This window comes from Acidimicrobiales bacterium (assembly GCA_035294085.1).
Lineage (GTDB): Bacteria > Actinomycetota > Acidimicrobiia > Acidimicrobiales > Bog-793 > DATGLP01.
The window spans coordinates 1-15,805 of record DATGLP010000024.1 but is presented as its reverse complement, the minus strand read 5'-3'; the positions used below and the strand labels follow the sequence as shown (position 1 = coordinate 15,805).

Sequence of the window (15,805 nt, the reverse complement as noted above, 5' to 3'; positions counted from 1 at the left end):
GCGCGAGGGCCGCAGCCGTCCGGGCCGCGGGAGTGCGCGTCATCGCTCACGCCGTCAGCACCCTCGGCGGCGTCACGGTCCGCCTCACGGTCACCATCGATGCCGCTCGCTCGCGCGCCCTCGAGCGAGAGGTCGTCACGGCGCGCGGGCTGCGCGCCGTCGCGCAGGCGCGCCTCGCACCGAGCGGTGCCTGGTGCCAGGGGAACGCCCTCGGGCTGGAGGAGACCTGCGACCTGGCCGCCGCGGATGCCGCCGCAGCCCACGGCCGCTGGGTCGAGCTCGAACGGCCGAGCCGTCCTCTCGCCCGCCTCGCGGCGTCCACGCTCCTGCGGGGCCAGTTCGCGCACCTGTTCCTGCCGGGTGCGGCCACGAGCGCGACGGCGCGGGCCGGCCGCCTCGGCCGCCGTGCCGTCGTCGTGGTGACGGAGCGAGTCGGGCGGGCCTCGACGGTGACGCTCGTCGTCGCTCGCTTCGGCGCGGCGCGCCTCGAGCGCGCCGTCATGGTCGCTCCGGGCTGGCGGGCCGTCGAGCGCTTCAGCCGCTGGGGCGAGCGCGTCGTCGTCGTGCCCCCTCGGGGGGCGGTTCCCCTCGCGCGCCTTCGCGCCTGAGCGCTCGCGGGCGCTGCGGGGGCCGGTGTTAGCGTGCGCGCAGGGTCCGCAGCGCGCCGACCGCGCTGAGCCGGGATTGCGCCTCGGCCCGGACGGAGGGGACGGTAAGGAGGCCGCCATGACGACCGAGCAGCCGAGCGGACCGGCGCCGACGTCGAGGCCCGAGGCCTCGTCGGCACCCGAGCCGCCGGCGCGGACGCGCACGAGCGCCCTGTGGGTGGCGATCGTCGCGACTCTCGTGATCCTCGCCGTGCTCATCGTGTTCATCCTGGAGAACGGCCAGCACGTCAAGGTGTCGTTCTTCGGTGCGCACGGCCACCTCCCGCTCGGCGTCGCGCTCCTCGCCGCGGCCGTGGTCGGCGGGCTCTTCGTCGTGCTCGTCGGCGCGGCCCGGATCGTGCAGCTGCGCCTGCGCCACCGCCGCAGCCGGCGCGCCGCCCAGGGCGCGTGAGGGGGCCTAGGTGATGGCCAGCATCCGCTCGAGCGCCAGCCTGGCGTCGCGCGCGGTGCCCTCGTCGACGACGATCTGGTTCCGCACCTCGCCCTCGAGGAGGCCGTCGAGCACCCAGGCGAGGTGCTTCGCGTCGATCCGGAACATCGTCGAGCACGGGCAGACGAGCGGATCGAGGGAGGTGACGGCGAGGTGGGGGTGCTCCGCCGCGAGGCGGTGCACGAGGTGGATCTCGGTTCCGACCGCGATCGTCGCGCCGGGGGGCGCCTCGCCGACGTAGCGGATGATGAAGTCCGTGGAGCCGACGGCGTCGGCGAGGACGACCACCTCGCGCGCGCACTCCGGGTGGACGACGACGAGGCCCTCGGGGTGCTCCTGGCGGAAGGCGGCGACGTGCTCGGGGCGGAAGCGCTGGTGGACCGAGCAGTGACCTTTCCACAGCAGGAGCGTCGCCTCCTTGACGGACGCCTCGTCGAGGCCGCCCAGCTCTCGGCGGGGGTCCCACACCGCCATGTCGGTCTCGTCGAAGCCGAGCTGGAAGCCGGTGTTGCGCCCGAGGTGCTGGTCCGGGAAGAAGAGGACCTTGCGGCCGGCCCGGCGCACGGCCTCGGCGAGGTCGGACCCGGCCGGGACGTCCGGACCGACGCCGAGGGCGTAGCGGAGCACGGCTCGCGCGTTCGACGAGGTGCACACCGCGCCCCCGTGGCGGCCGACGAAGGCCTTCAGCGCCGCCGAGGAGTTGATGTAGGTGATCGGCACGACCGCCTCGATGTCGACGACCTCGCCGACCTCCTCCCAGGCGGTCTCGACCGCCTCGAGGTCGGCCATGTCGGCCATCGAGCACCCCGCGTTCAAGTCGGGGAGGATGACCTTCTGGTGGGGCGCGGTGAGGATGTCGGCCGCCTCGGCCATGAAGTGGACGCCGCAGAAGACGACGAACTCCGCGTCCTGGTGGGCGGCGGCGAAGCGGGAGAGCCCGAACGAGTCCCCCCGTGCGTCGGCCCAGACCATCACCTCGTCCCGCTGGTAGTGGTGGCCGAGGATGCACAGGCGGTCGCCGAGCGCGGCGCGTGCCTGGCCGATCCAGCCGGCGAGCTCCTCCGGGCTCGCATCGACGTAGCGCTGTGGGAGGCGGGCCTGCAGACGGACCATGGGGCCTCGCTATCTGTTGGCAGCTCCGCTCACGGCCGGCGGGGACAGCCTGGTCGCCCATCCGCGGGGTTGTCGGCCACGAAGCCTGATCTGTTCGGCCGGGGTACCAGGCCGGCCTAGCCTCCACAATAGTGCTCGAGCGCCCGGCAGACGTACCGGACGCCCCCGGCTCCTACCAGTTCAAGGACGCCGAGGGGCGGGTGATCTACGTGGGCAAGGCGCGCTCGCTTCGCGCGCGCCTCGCCACCTACTTCGGGGATCCCCAGCAGCTGCACCCGCGCACGCTGCAGATGCTCGAGCGGGCGGCGTCGGTGGAGTGGATCCAGGTCCGCTCCGACGTCGAGGCGATCATGCTCGAGTACAACCTCATCAAGCAGCACCGGCCCCGCTTCAACGTCCGCCTCGTCGACGACAAGAGCTACCCCTACCTCGCCGTGACCGTGGACGAGCGCTGGCCGCGCGCCGTCGTCCTGCGCGGCGCGAAGCGGCGCGGCACGCGCTACTTCGGACCCTACGCCCATGCCTACGCGATCCGCGAGACGCTCGACCTGCTCCTGCGCTCGTTCCCCGTCCGGACCTGCACCGACACGAAGTTCCGCCGCCACGAGCGCCTCGGTCGCCCGTGCCTGCTCTTCCACATCGAGCGCTGCTCGGCACCGTGCATCGGGGCCGTCGACGAGGCCACCTACCGCACGCACCTCGAGGAGCTGATGTCCTTCCTCGAGGGGGACACCGCCCCGGTCGTCGAGCGCCTCGAGGCCGAGATGCTCGCGGCGGCCGAGGCCCTCGAGTTCGAGCGCGCGGCGCGCCTTCGCGACCAGCTGGCCTCCGTGCGCCTCGCGAGCGAGCGCCAGGAGATGGTGGCCGCGTCGGACGAGGACCTCGACGTCGTCGGGATCGTCGACGACGATCTCGAGGCCGCCGTGCAGGTGCTCCACGTGCGGCGCGGCCGGGTGGTGGGGCGCCAGGGCTTCGTCCTCGAGAAGGTCGAGCCGCTCGGCTCGGCCGCCCTCGCGGCGAGGGTGCTCGAGCAGCACTACGCCGAGACGCCGCTCGGCGTCGCGCGCGAGGTGCTCGTCGCCTGCGAGCCCGACGACGCGGCCACCTACGCGGCGTGGCTCGGCGAACGCCGCGGGGCGAAGGTGACGATCCGCGTGCCCCGGCGCGGCCGCAAGCGGGCGCTGCTCGAGGTGGCCACGGCGAACGCCGCGGAGCAGCTGCAGCGCCACCGGACGAGGCGGGCGAGCGACCTCGCGGCCCGCGCCAAGGCGCTCGAGGAGCTGCAGGCCTACCTCGGGCTGCCGGAGGCGCCGCTGCGCATCGAGTGCTACGACATGAGCCACCTCCAGGGCAGCGACTACGTCGGGTCGATGGTCGTGATGGAGGACGGGCTCCCCAAGCGGAGCGACTACCGGCGCTTCAAGGTCGCGGTGCGCGGCAACGACGACTACGCCGCGATGCACGAGGTGCTGACCCGACGGCTGCGCCGCCTCGACGAGGAGGCGAGGCGCGAGCGCGACGGGCGGCCCCGCCGCTTCGCGTACCGACCGCACCTCATCCTGCTCGACGGCGGCCGCGGCCAGCTCGGGGTGGGCGAGCGCGTCCTCGCCGAGCTGGGGCTCGAGGGCCGCGTCGCCCTCGCCGCGCTGGCGAAGGCCTTCGAGGAGGTGCACCTGCCCGGGCGTCCGGAGCCGGTGCGCATCCCCCGGGACAGCGAGGCGATCTACCTGCTCCAGCAGGTGCGCGACGAGGCCCACCGCTTCGCCCTCGGCTACCACCGTACGCTGCGCGCTCGCCGCATGACCGAGAGCACCCTCGACGGCGTCCCGGGGCTCGGACCGGTCCGCCGGGCGCGCCTCGTGCGCGAGCTCGGCTCGCTCAGCGCCGTCCGGGCCGCCACGCTCGCCGAGCTGCTCGAGCTCGGCTGGCTCCCCGACCAGGTAGCGCGTGCCCTCTTCGAGCACCTCCACCCGGGTGCAGCGCGGCGCGCCACGGTGGCGACGTGACGGTCCCGGGTCCCGGTGCGACGTGGCAGCCGGCACCGGGTGCCGCCTCGGGCGCCATCTGGGACGGCTACGCGACGTGGTGGAAGGCGACGTTCACCGGTGGCGCGGACGTCGAGTACGAGCTCGAGATCCTCCCCCTCGTCGCCCGGGAGATGGCGGGGTGCCGGCGCATCCTCGACGTCGGCTGCGGCGAGGGCCAGGTGGCCCGCCACCTCGCCGCCGTGCTCGACGGACCCGAGCTCGTCGGCGTCGACCCCTCCCGGGCGCAGCTCGCCAACGCTCGGGCCGCGGGTGGCCCCGTCGCCTACGTGCAGGCCGCCGGCGAGCTGCTCCCCTTCGCCGCCGCCAGCTTCGACGGGATCCTCTGCAGCCTCGCCATCGAGCACGTCGAGGACGGGGACGCCCTCCTCGGTGAGGTCGCGCGGGTGCTCGCCCCGGGCGGGACCTTCCTGCTCCTCGTGAACCACCCCCTCTACCAGGGCACGGGCAGCGGCCTCGTCGACGACCAGATCCTCGGCGAGCGCTACTGGCGCGTCGGCCCCTACCTCGCCGAGGCCGTCACCGTGGAGGAGGTCGACCCCGGCGTGGCGATCCCCTTCGCGCACCGGCCCCTCTCGCGCTACCTCAACCCGCTCGCCGAGCACGACCTGCTGTGCACGAGGATGCTCGAGCCCCGCCCCCTCGCGGCGTTCCTCGCCACGTCGGTCGCCCCGGAGCTCGAGGCGGCCATCCCGCGGCTCCTCGCGATGCGCTTCGAGCACCGGCCGGCCCTGCGCACCGGACGGCGCGTCGGGCGGCGGGCCGGCGCGAAGATGCGGTGAGGAGGTCGACGCCGATGGCCGAGTACCTGATCGTCACGGGCCTCTCGGGAGCAGGGCGCTCGAGCGCGGGAGCGACGCTCGAGGACCTCGGCTGGTTCGTCATCGACAACCTGCCGCCGGCGCTGATCGGAAAGGTCGTGGAGCTCGCCAGCCACCCGGGCTCGGAGCTCGACCGCTTCTGCTTCGTCGCCGGGCGCGGCGGGGCGGAGACCTTGAGCGAGCTCGGTCCCGAGCTGTCGCGCCTGCGGGCGGGCGGCGCGCGCGTGCGGCTCCTCTTCCTCGACGCGTCCGACGAGGTGCTCGTCCGGCGCTTCGAGGGGACGCGCCGGCGCCACCCGGTCGAGGCGGACACCGTCCTCGCCGCCATCGCCGCCGAGCGCGCCCTGCTCGCGGAGCTGCGCGACGCGGCCGATGTCGTGATCGACACGAGCGAGATGAACGTGAACGACCTGCGGGCCCGGCTCGTCGAGCTCTTCGCCTCGAGCGAGGCGGCGGGCATGATGGAGACGGCCGTCGTGTCCTTCGGGTTCAAGCACGGGATCCCCCTCGACGTCGACCTCGTCCTGGACTGCCGGTTCCTGCCGAACCCGCACTGGGTCGACGAGCTGCGCCCGCTCACGGGGCTCGAGACGCCGGTGCGCGACTACGTGCTCGGCCAGGAGGAGGCGAAGGCCTTCCTCGCGAAGCTCGACGACCTCCTCGCCTTCCTCCTCCCCGCCTACGCCAAGGAGGGCAAGTCCTACCTGTCGATCGCGATCGGCTGCACGGGCGGCCGACACCGCAGCGTCGTGATCGCCGAGGAGATCGCGGCGCGCATCGCCGAGCACGGCTTCCGGCCCACGGTGCACCACCGCGACATCGCCCGATGAGCGGTGGCGACCCCCTCTCGCACGGCGGGCCGCGCGTCGTGGCGATCGGCGGGGGCCACGGGCTCGCCCGCACCCTGCTCGCGCTCCGGCGCTTCGCCGGGCACATCACCGCGGTCGCCTCCGTCGCCGACGACGGAGGCTCGAGCGGGCGCCTGCGCGAGGCGACCGGCCTGCCAGCGCCGGGCGACGTCCGCAAGTGCCTCGCCGCCCTCTCGGCGCCCTCGTCCGTGCTCGGCGCCGCGCTCGAGCACCGCTTCAGCGGCGGCGGCCTCGACGGGCATGCCTTCGGGAACCTGCTGCTGGCGGCGCTGGCGGCGTCGACCGGCGACTTCGTGCGCGCCGTCGACGAGGCCGGTCGGCTCGTCGGGGCCGTGGGGCGGGTCCTGCCGGCGACGGCCGTGCCCGTCGTGCTGCGGGCCGAGGCGGCCGGGGGCGAGCTCGTGGGGCAGGTGGCGATCATGGGGGCGAGCGGGGTGCGGCGGGTCTCGCTGCTGCCGGCCGATGCCGCCGTCCCCGCCGCGGTCCTCGAGGCGATCGAGGCGGCGGAGGCGATCGTCATCGGCCCGGGTTCGCTGTTCACGAGCGTGCTCGCCGCCCTCGCCCCACGCGAGACGGCGCGGGCGCTCGCCCAGGCGCGAGCGAGGCGCGTCTACGTCTCGAACCTGCGGGAGCAGTGCCCGGAGACGGCCGGGTTCGACGTCGCTCGCCACGTCGCCGCCCTCATCGACCACGGCGTCGTGCCCGACGTCGTCGTCGCGGACCCCTCGGCGATCGCGCTCGGCGAGGTCCCGCCCGGGATCCGCGTCCACGCGGCGCGCCTCGCGTCCGGCGACGGCCTCGCGCACGACGCCGGGCGCCTGGCCGCCGCGCTCGAGGCTGCCATCGCCTGAGCACCGGCGACGCAGTTGCGGGCCGGTAGGGTGCTGAGCGAGAGTGTCCTCTCCCTCGCCAGGCGGGCCGCGTGGCTCACGCCGGCGGGCGTCGTCGTGGGACGGTGATGGCTATGGCGGTGCGGGTCGGCATCAACGGGTTCGGCCGGATCGGGCGCAACTTCCTGCGCGCCGTGCTCGCGGCGAGGACGGATGTCGAGGTCGTCGCGTTGAACGACCTGCTGCGTCCCGAGGTCAACGCCCACCTGCTCCGCTACGACTCGACCCACGGGCGGCTCGGCGTGCCGGTCGAGGTGGCCGACGGCCGCCTCATCGTGGGCGGCGCGCCCATCGCGGTCTACGCCGAGCGCGAGCCGTCGGCGGTGCCCTGGGCACGCCACGACGTCGACGTCGTCATCGAGTCGACCGGCCGCTTCACGAAGCGGGAGGCCGCAGCCGGCCACCTCGACGGGGGAGCACGCCGCGTCATCGTCTCGGCTCCCTGCAGCGACGCGGACGCCACCTTCGTCGTGGGCGTGAACGACGACACCTTCGACCCCGAGCGCCACGTCGTCGTGTCGAACGCGTCGTGCACGACGAACTGCTTCGTGCCGATGGTCAAGGTCCTCGACGACGCGTTCGGGGTCGACCAGGGGCTCATGACGACGGTCCACGCCTACACCAACGACCAGGAGCTGCTCGACCTCGGCCGGGACAACCTCCGGCGGGCGCGCGCCGCGGCGGTGAACATCGTGCCCTCGACGACCGGCGCAGCGCGAGCCACCTCGCTCGTCCTGTCGGCGATGAAGGGACGCCTCGACGGGACCTCCCTGCGCGTCCCGGTGCCCGACGGGTCGATCACCGACTTCACCGCCATCGTGCGCGCCGCCGTCGACGCCGCCACGGTGAACGAGGCCTTCGCCAAGGCAGCCGCGTCGGGACCGCTCGCGAGGGTCCTCGAGTACTCGCCGGACCCGTTGGTCTCGAGCGACATCGTCGGCTCGGCGGCGTCGTGCGTCTTCGACGCCGAGCTCACGATGACGTTGCCGATCGGCGATGACCGCACCCTCGTCAAGGTCTTCGGCTGGTACGACAACGAGTGGGGCTACTCGTCGCGCCTCGTCGACCTGGCCTCGATCGTCGGCGCGGCGTGAGGCTCTCGGTCCCTGTCCTCGAGGACCTGCCGCCGGTCGAGGGCGCGTCGGTCCTCGTACGCGCCGACTACAACGTGCCGCTCGCCGAGAACCCCGACGGCACGCGGCGGGTCGTCGACGACTTCCGCATCCGGGCGACGCTCCCGACCCTCGGGTGGCTCACCGAGCGCGGCGCCCGCGTCACGGTGGTGTCCCACCTCGGCCGGCCGCACGGCCGACCCGACGAACGCTTCAGCCTGGCGCCGGTGCGGGCGCGCCTGGCAGAGCTCGCCCCCGGGGTGGCCCTCGGTGAGAACCTCCGCTTCGACCCAGGCGAGGAGGCCGGCGACCCGGCCTTCGTCGACCGCCTCGTCGCCGGTCACGACTACTTCGTCAACGACGCGTTCGGCGCGTGCCACCGGTCGCACGCCTCCATCGTGGGGCCACCATCCCGCCTGCCATCGGCCGGGGGGCGCCTGCTGGCCCGCGAGGTGGAGGTCCTCGGGACGCTCCTCGAGGGCGCCGAGCGGCCCTTCGTCGCCGTGATCGGAGGGGCGAAGGTGGCCGACAAGCTGGGCGTGCTGCGGTCCCTCGCTGGCCGGGTGGACGCCCTCGTCGTGTGCGGCGGTATGAGCTACACGTTCCTCGCCGCGCGCGGCCGCCGCGTCGGCTCGTCGCTGCTCGACGAGCGCAGCCTGGCCGCCTGCTCCGACCTCCTCGCCAGCGGGGTCGAGGTGCTGCTGCCGCTCGACCACGTGGTCCTCGGCCCCGGCGGCGCGCTCCACCCCGACGACGACGCCGGCGCCGCCGCCGATCCCGGTGAGGTGCGCGTCGTCGGGGGGGACATCCCCGACGGCTTCCAGGGCGTCGACATCGGTCCGGCGACTCGCGCGCGCTACCGGGAGGTGATCCTCGCCGCGCGCACCGTCCTGTGGAACGGTCCTGCCGGCGTCTTCGAGGACGCCCGCTTCGCCGCGGGGACGAGGGCGCTCGCGGAGGCCGTCGCCGACTGTCCGGGCTTCACCGTGGTGGGCGGGGGGGACTCGGTCGCCGCGCTCGACCGCTTCGGGCTCGCGCCGCGCATCGGCCACGTGTCGACCGGCGGGGGAGCGTCGCTCGAGCTCCTCGAGCACGGCGACCTTCCCGGGCTCGCGGCGCTGCGAGCGTCGCGTGGGCTGCGTGCCGGAGGCGGGCGGTGACGGGCCGCACCATCCTCGTGAGCGGGAACTGGAAGATGAACGGCAACCACTTCGAGGCGCTGAAGCTCGTGCAGGAGCTCGCCGCCCTCCTGCGAGCGGGAGGGCTCCCGGCCGGTCGGGAGGTGAGCCTGCACCCGCCGTTCACGTCGCTGCGCACGGTCCAGACGGCGGTGGAGACCGACCGGATTCCCGTCCAGCTCGGCGCGCAGACCTGCCACTACGAGGACCGCGGCGCGTTCACCGGCGAGGTGAGCGCCGAGATGCTCGCGAAGCTGAACGTGACCTACGTGCTCGCCGGACACTCCGAGCGCCGTGCGTATGCCGGCGAGACCGACGAAGTCGTGCGGCGGAAGGTCGACGCGATCGTGCGGCACGGGATGCGCCCGATCGTGTGCGTCGGTGAGTCGCTCGAGGAGCGGCAGGCCGGCATCGCTCTCGACAAGGTCCGCCACCAGGTCGAGGCGGCCTTCGTCGGCCGGCCCGCGGCCGTCGTGGCCGAGGCCGTCGTCGCCTACGAGCCGATCTGGGCGATCGGCACCGGGCACACGGCGACGCCCGACGACGCCGCGGAGATGTGCGCCGCGATCCGGGCCGAGCTCGCACGGCTGGCAGGGAGCGCGGCCGAGGCCACCCGCATCCAGTACGGGGGGTCGGTCACATCGGAGAACGCGGCGGACCTGCTCGCGGCGAAGGACGTGGACGGGCTCCTCGTCGGCGGGGCGAGCCTCGACGCCACGGGGTTCGCCGCGATCTGCCGCGCCGGCGCCTGAGGGCGCGGCGCCGATCCGCCGAGGTGCCCTGCTAACCTCCGGCTTCGCCGGGCCGCAGCCTCGGGAGGTCGCATTCGGTGCTCACGGACATCCTCGTCGGGATCGAGGCCGTCTGTTCGTTCGCCCTCGTCATCCTCATCCTGCTGCACTCTGGTCGCGGCGGCGGCCTGTCGGACATGTTCGGCTCGAGCATCGGGAGCGCGGCGGCGGGGTCGACGGTCGCCGAGCGGAACCTCGACCGCCTGACGATCACGATCGCCATCGTCTTCGCGTTCACGACCATCATCATCGGCTTGCGGTGGGGCTGAGCCGCCGCTCTGCCCTCGCGCTCGTCCTCGTCGGTCTCGGCCTCGCTTCGTGCGGGCGTGCTGGCGCGACCGCCCCCGTGACGACGAAGTCCGCCGACCAGGGGCCGCTCGTCCTCGCCCAGGGCGGCACGGTGACCGTCGCGGTCTCCCGGCTGCCGACGAACTTCAACCCCTCGGCGCCGGCCGGCGCGAACGCGGTCACGACCGAGGTGATGGCGCAGGTCTGGCCGCAGCCGTTCGTCGTGAACCCGTCCGGCAACGTGATCCTCGCCGGCGGGGGGGGAGGGCTGCTCGCTCAGGCGGAGACGACCGGTGTGAGCCCCGAGACCGTGGTCTACACGATCAACCCGGCAGCCCGCTGGTCCGACGGGGTCCCGATCACCGCCGAGGACTTCATCTACAACTGGCGGGAGCACCTGGCGATGGGCGCTCAGCTGCCCCCCGGCGACCTGCTGCGCGGCTACCAGGACATCGAGTCGGTCACCGGATCGAACGGCGGCAGGACGGTGACGGTGGTGTTCAAGACGCCCTTCGCTGACTGGGAGGGCCTGTTTGCCAACCTCATTCCCGCCCACATCGCGCGACGCTTCGGGTGGTCACGTGCCTTCCAGGGCTTCGATCCACGCCGGGTCATCTCGGGCGGGCCCTTCGAGGTGGCGAGGGTCGTTCCGGGGCGCGAGCTCGTGCTCGACCGCAATCCCCGTTACTTCGGTCCGAAGCCCCGGCTCGACCGGATCATCTTCCGAGTGGTGCACGGCGAGCGGGCCACGCTCGCTGCTCTGCGGTCGGGCCGTGTCGACGTCGCAGAGGTCCCGTCGGGACCGGCTGTCACCCGGCTGCTCGAGACGAGCTCGGACCTCGTCGGCTCCGCGGCGCTCGCTCCGACGCTGTGGCAGCTCGTCTTCAACGTGGCGAACCCCGTCCTCGGGTCGGTCGACGTCCGCCAGGCGATCGCCAAGGCGATCGACCGCCACGAGCTCGTCGCCAATACGATCGGACTCGACACCACCTTCGGGACGACGAGCGGCAATCGCATCACCCTGGCCGGGGCGCCAGGCAGCCAGGGCAACGACAGCGCGTACGCCTCGGCCTACCTCGCCGAGGCTGCCGCGCTCCTCGCCAAGGTCGGCTACGCCCAGGACGCCGACGGCTACGTGATGACGCCGAGCCACCGCCGCCTCGTGCTCGACCTGACGGTCCCGAGCGGCAGCAGGGTCATGGCGTCCGTCGCCGCCGAGATCCAGGCCCAGCTCCTCCAGGTCGGCATCGTCGTGCGGATCCGCGACGTGCCCGAGGCTGCGCTCCTCGCGACGATCCTCCCGGCGGGCTCCTACGAGCTGGCGCTCGCCCCCTACACCCTGTCGCCCTACCCGTCGGCGATGGCGCGTCTGTACACGGCGCCGGTGGGCGCGTCGCCGGCCGCGTCCTCGAGCGCGCCAGGCGCCGCGTCCCCCGCGGCGTCGACGGGGACGGTCGGTGAGCCTGACGCCGTCGCCACGGGATCGGTCACCGCGGACGTGCTCGGCTACGACAACCCAGCCGTGGACGCGCTCTTCAACGAGGCGGCGGGTGAGCTGAACGCGACGGCCGCGGCGGGCCTGTACAACGAGATCGACACGCAGCTGTGGGCCGACATGCCGACGCTCCCGCTCTTCCAGGTCCCGATGACCCTCGTCACCCGGGTCGACGTCGTCAACGTGAGCACCACGCAGACGTGGGCCGGACCGCTCTGGAACGCGGATCAGTGGGCGATCCAGCTGAATCCTCCGCCGACCGTGCCGACGACCGCGCCGAGCTCGTCGGGCTGAGCACCTGCGACGGGGAGCGCCCGGACGTCGTGACCGGACGTTGTACCTGTGAAGCGTTGGTGTCGGAGGGGGGACTTGAACCCCCACGCCCTTGCGGGCACTAGCCCCTCAAGCTAGCGCGTCTGCCTATTCCGCCACTCCGACGTCGGCAACGAGTCCGCCGAGCGAGGCACTGAAGATTAGCGCGGTCGTTCGGCGGGCACGCGGGGCGCGTGCGGGTGTGGCTGACGGCCCGGACTCGAGTGCTGGTGCCGCCTCCGGCGAGTACAGCCGGCGAGACGCTGCGCCAGGAGGCTGGTCGGGTCGAGTGCACCGTTTGGCTGCCGGACCACCGGGCCCGACCGGTCCTAGCGACAGCGGCTCGCGTGGGGTCGAGCGCCGTGGCGAGCGAGGGCTGGCGCTGTGGGCGCATCGCCCGTCTGGGCTGGTGGTGCGGGCCTCCGAACTCGACCCGACAGACGTCGTCGCGGACGCCGGGGTCGCGCCCGGTTTGCGGAGGTGGCCGCACCGGGCAGTTCCACGCCACACGGCACGAGGAGCACGCTGCACTCGGCGCGAAGCACGCACCAACGACAGTCGGAGGGAGGGACACCGTTGCAGGCAGGTCGGGACCACGCCGCGTTGGGTCCGAGCGCGCAGGACTGCGACGTCGTCGTCGTCGGAGCGGGTCCCTACGGGCTATCGGCTGCCGCGCACCTGCGCGCACTCGGTCTGGAGCCCCGCGTCCTCGGCGTGCCGATGTCTGCCTGGGTGGAGCACATGCCTCGCGGCATGTTCCTGAAGTCAGCTCCGGCGGCGTCCAGTCTCGACGCTCCGTGCCGAGGGTTCGCGCTCGAGGACTTCTGCGCAGGCCGGGGGCTTGAGCCGCTGACGGAGCTGACGCCGGTCGCGCTCGAGCTCTTCGTCGACTACGGCTGCTGGTTCCAGGAGCACCTCGTGCCGGATGTCGAGCGAGTCGAGGTGCGGCAGGTCGCGCCGGCACGGGGAGGCTTCGTGCTCGAGCTCGGCACCGGAGAGCTCGTCCGCACGCGGGCGGTCGTCCTCGCGTGCGGCTTCAGCCCCTTCCGGCACGTGCCGGGCGAGCTCGACGGTGCCGACCTCGGCGGACAGCTCTCCCACTCCTCGGAGCACAGCGACCTCGGGGTGCTCGCCGGCCAGCGCGTCGCCGTCGTCGGCGCTGGCCAGTCGGCCCTCGAGTCGGCGGTGCTGCTGATCGAGGCCGGCGCGACCGTCCACCTGGTGGCGCGCGCGCCGCGGATCTCGTGGGGCTCGCCGCCTTCGGAGGCTCGCTCGGTGCTGGAACGGATCCGCAAGCCCGCCTCTCCGCTCGGACCCGGCTGGTCCCTCGTCGCGGCGGCGAAGGGCGCGCCGCTGTTCCGCCATCTGCCGGCAGCGCTGCGCGTCGAGCTCGTGCGGCGGGTGCTCGGGCCGTCTGGCGGCTGGTGGCTCCGGCGTCGCTTCTCCGAGCGCATCAGCCTCCACCTGTCTGCGCGCGTGCGTGCGGCGACACGAGGGGACGGCACCGTTCGGCTCGTCCTGGAGCGCCCCGGGGGCGAGGAGGTCCTGGAGGTCGACCACGTCCTCGCGGCGACCGGCTACGCGGTGGAGCTCGATCGCCTGGGCTTCCTCGTGCCCGAGTTGCGCCGGGGCCTGCGGCGCGTCGGCGGTTCGCCGCGCCTGTCTCGCTCGCTCGAGTCGTCGCGCGAAGGCCTCTTCTTCACCGGTCTGGCTGCTGCCGCGACCTTCGGCCCCGTGCTCCGGTTCGTCTGTGGCACGCGCGTCGCATCGCCGGCGCTTGCCCGCGGGGTGCTGGAACGACTGCACGGCCGGTCGCTCGCGTCAGCTCGGACACACCTGCGCGGGTCCCGGCCTGCGAGCGAGCCAGCCTCGGGCGAGCGCGCCGCGCACGAGCCGGAGCGCTCGGCGACGCAGGGCTCGCACGCACTCGACCAGCGCGAAGGCTAGGGCCGCCGCCGCCGGGAGCGGGTCGTCCGCGGCGGCCCAGGTGAGACGGGGACGACCGGCCGGTTCGGCTCGTGCTTCGCGTGTCGGGATCGCTCGGTAGCGGAGGCGGGCCGGCACGTCGAGGTGCTCGACGATGATCGTCTCGCCCTCGATCTGCTGGCCGCACGGAACCGCGCGACCGGAGAGGTCGAGGTGCATCGCCCGCACGACGTCGATCCCTACATCCGTCTCGAAGAGACGGAACTGGGCTCCAAGTCGGGGGTTCGCGTCGAGCAGCTTGTACTGGCCGTCGCGCTCGTCGAAGCGCCAGTCCATGTCGATGATCCCGCGGTACGCGATGCCCCGGCAGAAGGCGGCGGCCGTCTCGGCGAGCACGTCGTTCGAGCGCACCTGTGCGTAGGTGGTGACGCCGGCTCGAGGCGGCCAGGAGCGGAGCTTTCGCGCGGTGAAGAGCGCGGCGGGTTCGCTCCTGCGGTCGAAGTAGGCGGCGACGATCCAGTCCTGGCTGGCCGAGTCCGGGATGTGCTCCTGGACGAGCGCGGGGAACGCCTCGCGCCCGCGGGCGAGCGCGAGCAGGTCCTCTGGGCTCGTGACGACCGTGGTGGCCCGAACCACCGGGTGCTGCAGCCGGACCCACGGCTCGACGCTCTTGACGACGACGGGGAACTCCAGGTCCCGAGCGATTCCGACGACGTCGGACGCGGCGTGGGGGAAGGCCGTCTTCGGCGTCGGGACACCGTGCACCCCGCACAGCTCGAACAACTCCCGTTTGCTCGCGAGCATCCCCGGCAGGCGGGGCGCGACCGGCGGGAGGACGAAGAGATCGCCGAGCTCCGGGCTGTGCTCGGCGACGAGGACTGCGGCCTCGTCGTCGGTGGCGATCACGAGCGAGCGGGCATCCTGGCGGCGGCCGAGCGCGGCGAGTCCGTCGACGAGGAGCCGCGTCGGCTCGGTGCCCGTCGTCGGCCACCGGATCCTGCGGGTCGCGTAGCGCGAGAGGCAGGCCGGCGCGAGGAGACTCTCCGTGACGAGGGTCACGGGTACGCCCGCCCGACCGAGGGAGCGCAGCGCGCCGAGCGAGCCGTGGCTCAGCGAGTACCGCCCGATCTTGAGGAGCAGAACCGGCAGCGAGCTGTCGAGGGGGACCACCGGGGGGCGCTCGCGATCGAGCCTCGGCACGGTCCGCAGCAGGCTCGAAGCCACCCGCTTCGTGCGCGGTCGGCTCGTGGCGCGCCAGAGGTCGTCGGGCACCTCTGGGGCGCGCGTCACGGGCACGAACTTGCTCTACCCGCGCAGCCGGCGGTTGGAACTGGGCGGATCCGCGCCGCGACGGGGGGTGCCCGCATCGGCTTGTCGACGCAGTCAGGCAGCTTGGTCGGCGCCGACGACCTCGAGCCCGGGTGTGCTCGTCCGGTAGAACTCGCCGCAGCGGATCGCCGCGATGGCCGTGGCAGCGCCCCCGGGGCGAGGCAGGTCAACGCCGCGCTGTGCGCTTGCCCTCGGAACGTCCTCGGTCGTAGAAGGGCGTCGACCGGGCGTGCGCAGGGCAGCGAACGCGGCGAGGAAGATGGCGTGCTTCAGTCGGTGATTACCGCGGCGGCTCTTGAACTCACCGTGCAGGGACTTGACCGACTCGCGAGTCACGGTGCGAGGTCGGCCGACGAGGCGAGCCTTTCGCCGTCCGCCGAGCGAATGCCGTCGCCGATGACGGCGGCCATGGCATTCTCCCCATAGGCGGCCACGGAAAGTCTCCGCGCGTGGCCATCGGAATTCCCCGCGCGTGGCCATCGGAATTCCCCGCGCGCGGCCGTTGAGGTCCCCGCGCGGGGACGTGGTTCACCAAGGG

13 protein-coding genes, 1 tRNA gene and 1 pseudogene are annotated in these 15,805 nt (G+C 73.6%); 12 read left to right on the top strand and 3 right to left on the bottom strand.

The features are described 5' to 3' along the window. Positions 1-32 precede the first annotated feature (32 nt). Both VKV23_08435 and VKV23_08430 read left to right on the top strand, forming a co-directional pair. Positions 33-608: a hypothetical protein gene (locus VKV23_08435; protein HLI16060.1), complete on the top strand. Its 576-nt coding sequence runs from the start codon at positions 33-35 to the stop codon at positions 606-608. 118 nt (positions 609-726) lie between these two features. Beyond that, on the top strand, positions 727-1,059 hold the full coding sequence (locus tag VKV23_08430) for a lipopolysaccharide assembly protein LapA domain-containing protein (GenBank protein ID HLI16059.1): 333 nt from the start codon (positions 727-729) through the stop codon (positions 1,057-1,059). A 6-nt stretch (positions 1,060-1,065) separates the two neighbouring features. Here the strand turns inward: VKV23_08430 and nadA are convergent, their stop codons facing one another. After that, positions 1,066-2,211 carry a quinolinate synthase NadA gene (gene nadA, locus VKV23_08425; protein ID HLI16058.1) on the bottom strand — a complete coding sequence of 382 codons (1,146 nt, stop codon included), beginning with the start codon at positions 2,209-2,211 and terminating at the stop codon, positions 1,066-1,068. Positions 2,212-2,342: 131 nt separating this feature from the next. Between nadA and uvrC the strand changes: the two genes are divergently transcribed. The 9 genes from uvrC to VKV23_08380 all read left to right on the top strand — a co-directional run bounded on the left by uvrC (position 2,343) and on the right by VKV23_08380 (position 11,994). Next, a complete protein-coding gene (gene uvrC, locus VKV23_08420; GenBank protein HLI16057.1) occupies positions 2,343-4,217 on the top strand; it encodes an excinuclease ABC subunit UvrC in 1,875 nt (624 codons plus the stop codon). Further along, positions 4,214-5,038 carry a class I SAM-dependent methyltransferase gene (locus tag VKV23_08415; protein ID HLI16056.1) on the top strand — a complete coding sequence of 275 codons (825 nt, stop codon included), beginning with the start codon at positions 4,214-4,216 and terminating at the stop codon, positions 5,036-5,038. The genes uvrC and VKV23_08415 overlap by 4 nt, the downstream gene beginning before the upstream one ends. Positions 5,039-5,052: 14 nt before the next feature. Beyond that, a complete protein-coding gene (gene rapZ, locus VKV23_08410; protein HLI16055.1) occupies positions 5,053-5,907 on the top strand; it encodes an RNase adapter RapZ in 855 nt (284 codons plus the stop codon). Beyond that, a complete protein-coding gene (locus tag VKV23_08405; GenBank protein ID HLI16054.1) occupies positions 5,904-6,797 on the top strand; it encodes a gluconeogenesis factor YvcK family protein in 894 nt (297 codons plus the stop codon). Before rapZ ends, VKV23_08405 begins: the two co-directional genes overlap by 4 nt. A gap of 113 nt (positions 6,798-6,910) precedes the next feature. Next, the gene (gene gap / locus VKV23_08400) at positions 6,911-7,930 is read left to right on the top strand and encodes a type I glyceraldehyde-3-phosphate dehydrogenase (protein HLI16053.1); all 1,020 of its coding nucleotides are present in this window, start codon (positions 6,911-6,913) and stop codon (positions 7,928-7,930) included. Further along, positions 7,927-9,108, top strand: a complete 1,182-nt coding sequence (locus VKV23_08395; GenBank protein HLI16052.1) for a phosphoglycerate kinase — start codon at positions 7,927-7,929, stop codon at positions 9,106-9,108. Before gap ends, VKV23_08395 begins: the two co-directional genes overlap by 4 nt. Further along, positions 9,105-9,878 carry a triose-phosphate isomerase gene (gene tpiA / locus VKV23_08390; GenBank protein HLI16051.1) on the top strand — a complete coding sequence of 258 codons (774 nt, stop codon included), beginning with the start codon at positions 9,105-9,107 and terminating at the stop codon, positions 9,876-9,878. The genes VKV23_08395 and tpiA overlap by 4 nt, the downstream gene beginning before the upstream one ends. A 77-nt stretch (positions 9,879-9,955) precedes the next feature. After that, entirely contained in the window at positions 9,956-10,186 is a 231-nt protein-coding gene (gene secG / locus VKV23_08385) for a preprotein translocase subunit SecG (GenBank protein ID HLI16050.1), read from the top strand. Beyond that, a complete protein-coding gene (locus VKV23_08380; GenBank protein ID HLI16049.1) occupies positions 10,177-11,994 on the top strand; it encodes an ABC transporter family substrate-binding protein in 1,818 nt (605 codons plus the stop codon). The genes secG and VKV23_08380 overlap by 10 nt, the downstream gene beginning before the upstream one ends. A gap of 57 nt (positions 11,995-12,051) precedes the next feature. On the opposite strand, the gene VKV23_08375 is transcribed toward VKV23_08380, so the two are convergent. After that, positions 12,052-12,138, bottom strand: a tRNA-Leu gene (locus VKV23_08375). 450 nt (positions 12,139-12,588) lie between these two features. Here VKV23_08375 and VKV23_08370 point away from each other — a divergent pair. Then, complete coding sequence (locus VKV23_08370; protein ID HLI16048.1) at positions 12,589-13,959, top strand: FAD-dependent oxidoreductase; 1,371 nt, start codon at positions 12,589-12,591, stop codon at positions 13,957-13,959. A 1,542-nt stretch (positions 13,960-15,501) separates the two neighbouring features. On the opposite strand, the pseudogene VKV23_08365 reads toward VKV23_08370, so the two are convergent. Next, positions 15,502-15,629: pseudogene (locus VKV23_08365) on the bottom strand (IS110 family transposase). Positions 15,630-15,805 lie beyond the last annotated feature (176 nt).

What these genes read in the sequence shown, in the direction of transcription:
- VKV23_08430 (HLI16059.1), top strand. Translation starts at nt 727, where the DNA reads ATGACGACCGAGCAGCCGAGCGGACCGGCGCCGACGTCGAGGCCCGAG.
- nadA (HLI16058.1), bottom strand. Translation starts at nt 2,211, where the DNA reads ATGGTCCGTCTGCAGGCCCGCCTCCCACAGCGCTACGTCGATGCGAGC.
- rapZ (HLI16055.1), top strand. Translation starts at nt 5,053, where the DNA reads ATGGCCGAGTACCTGATCGTCACGGGCCTCTCGGGAGCAGGGCGCTCG.
- VKV23_08405 (HLI16054.1), top strand. Translation starts at nt 5,904, where the DNA reads ATGAGCGGTGGCGACCCCCTCTCGCACGGCGGGCCGCGCGTCGTGGCG.
- gap (HLI16053.1), top strand. Translation starts at nt 6,911, where the DNA reads ATGGCGGTGCGGGTCGGCATCAACGGGTTCGGCCGGATCGGGCGCAAC.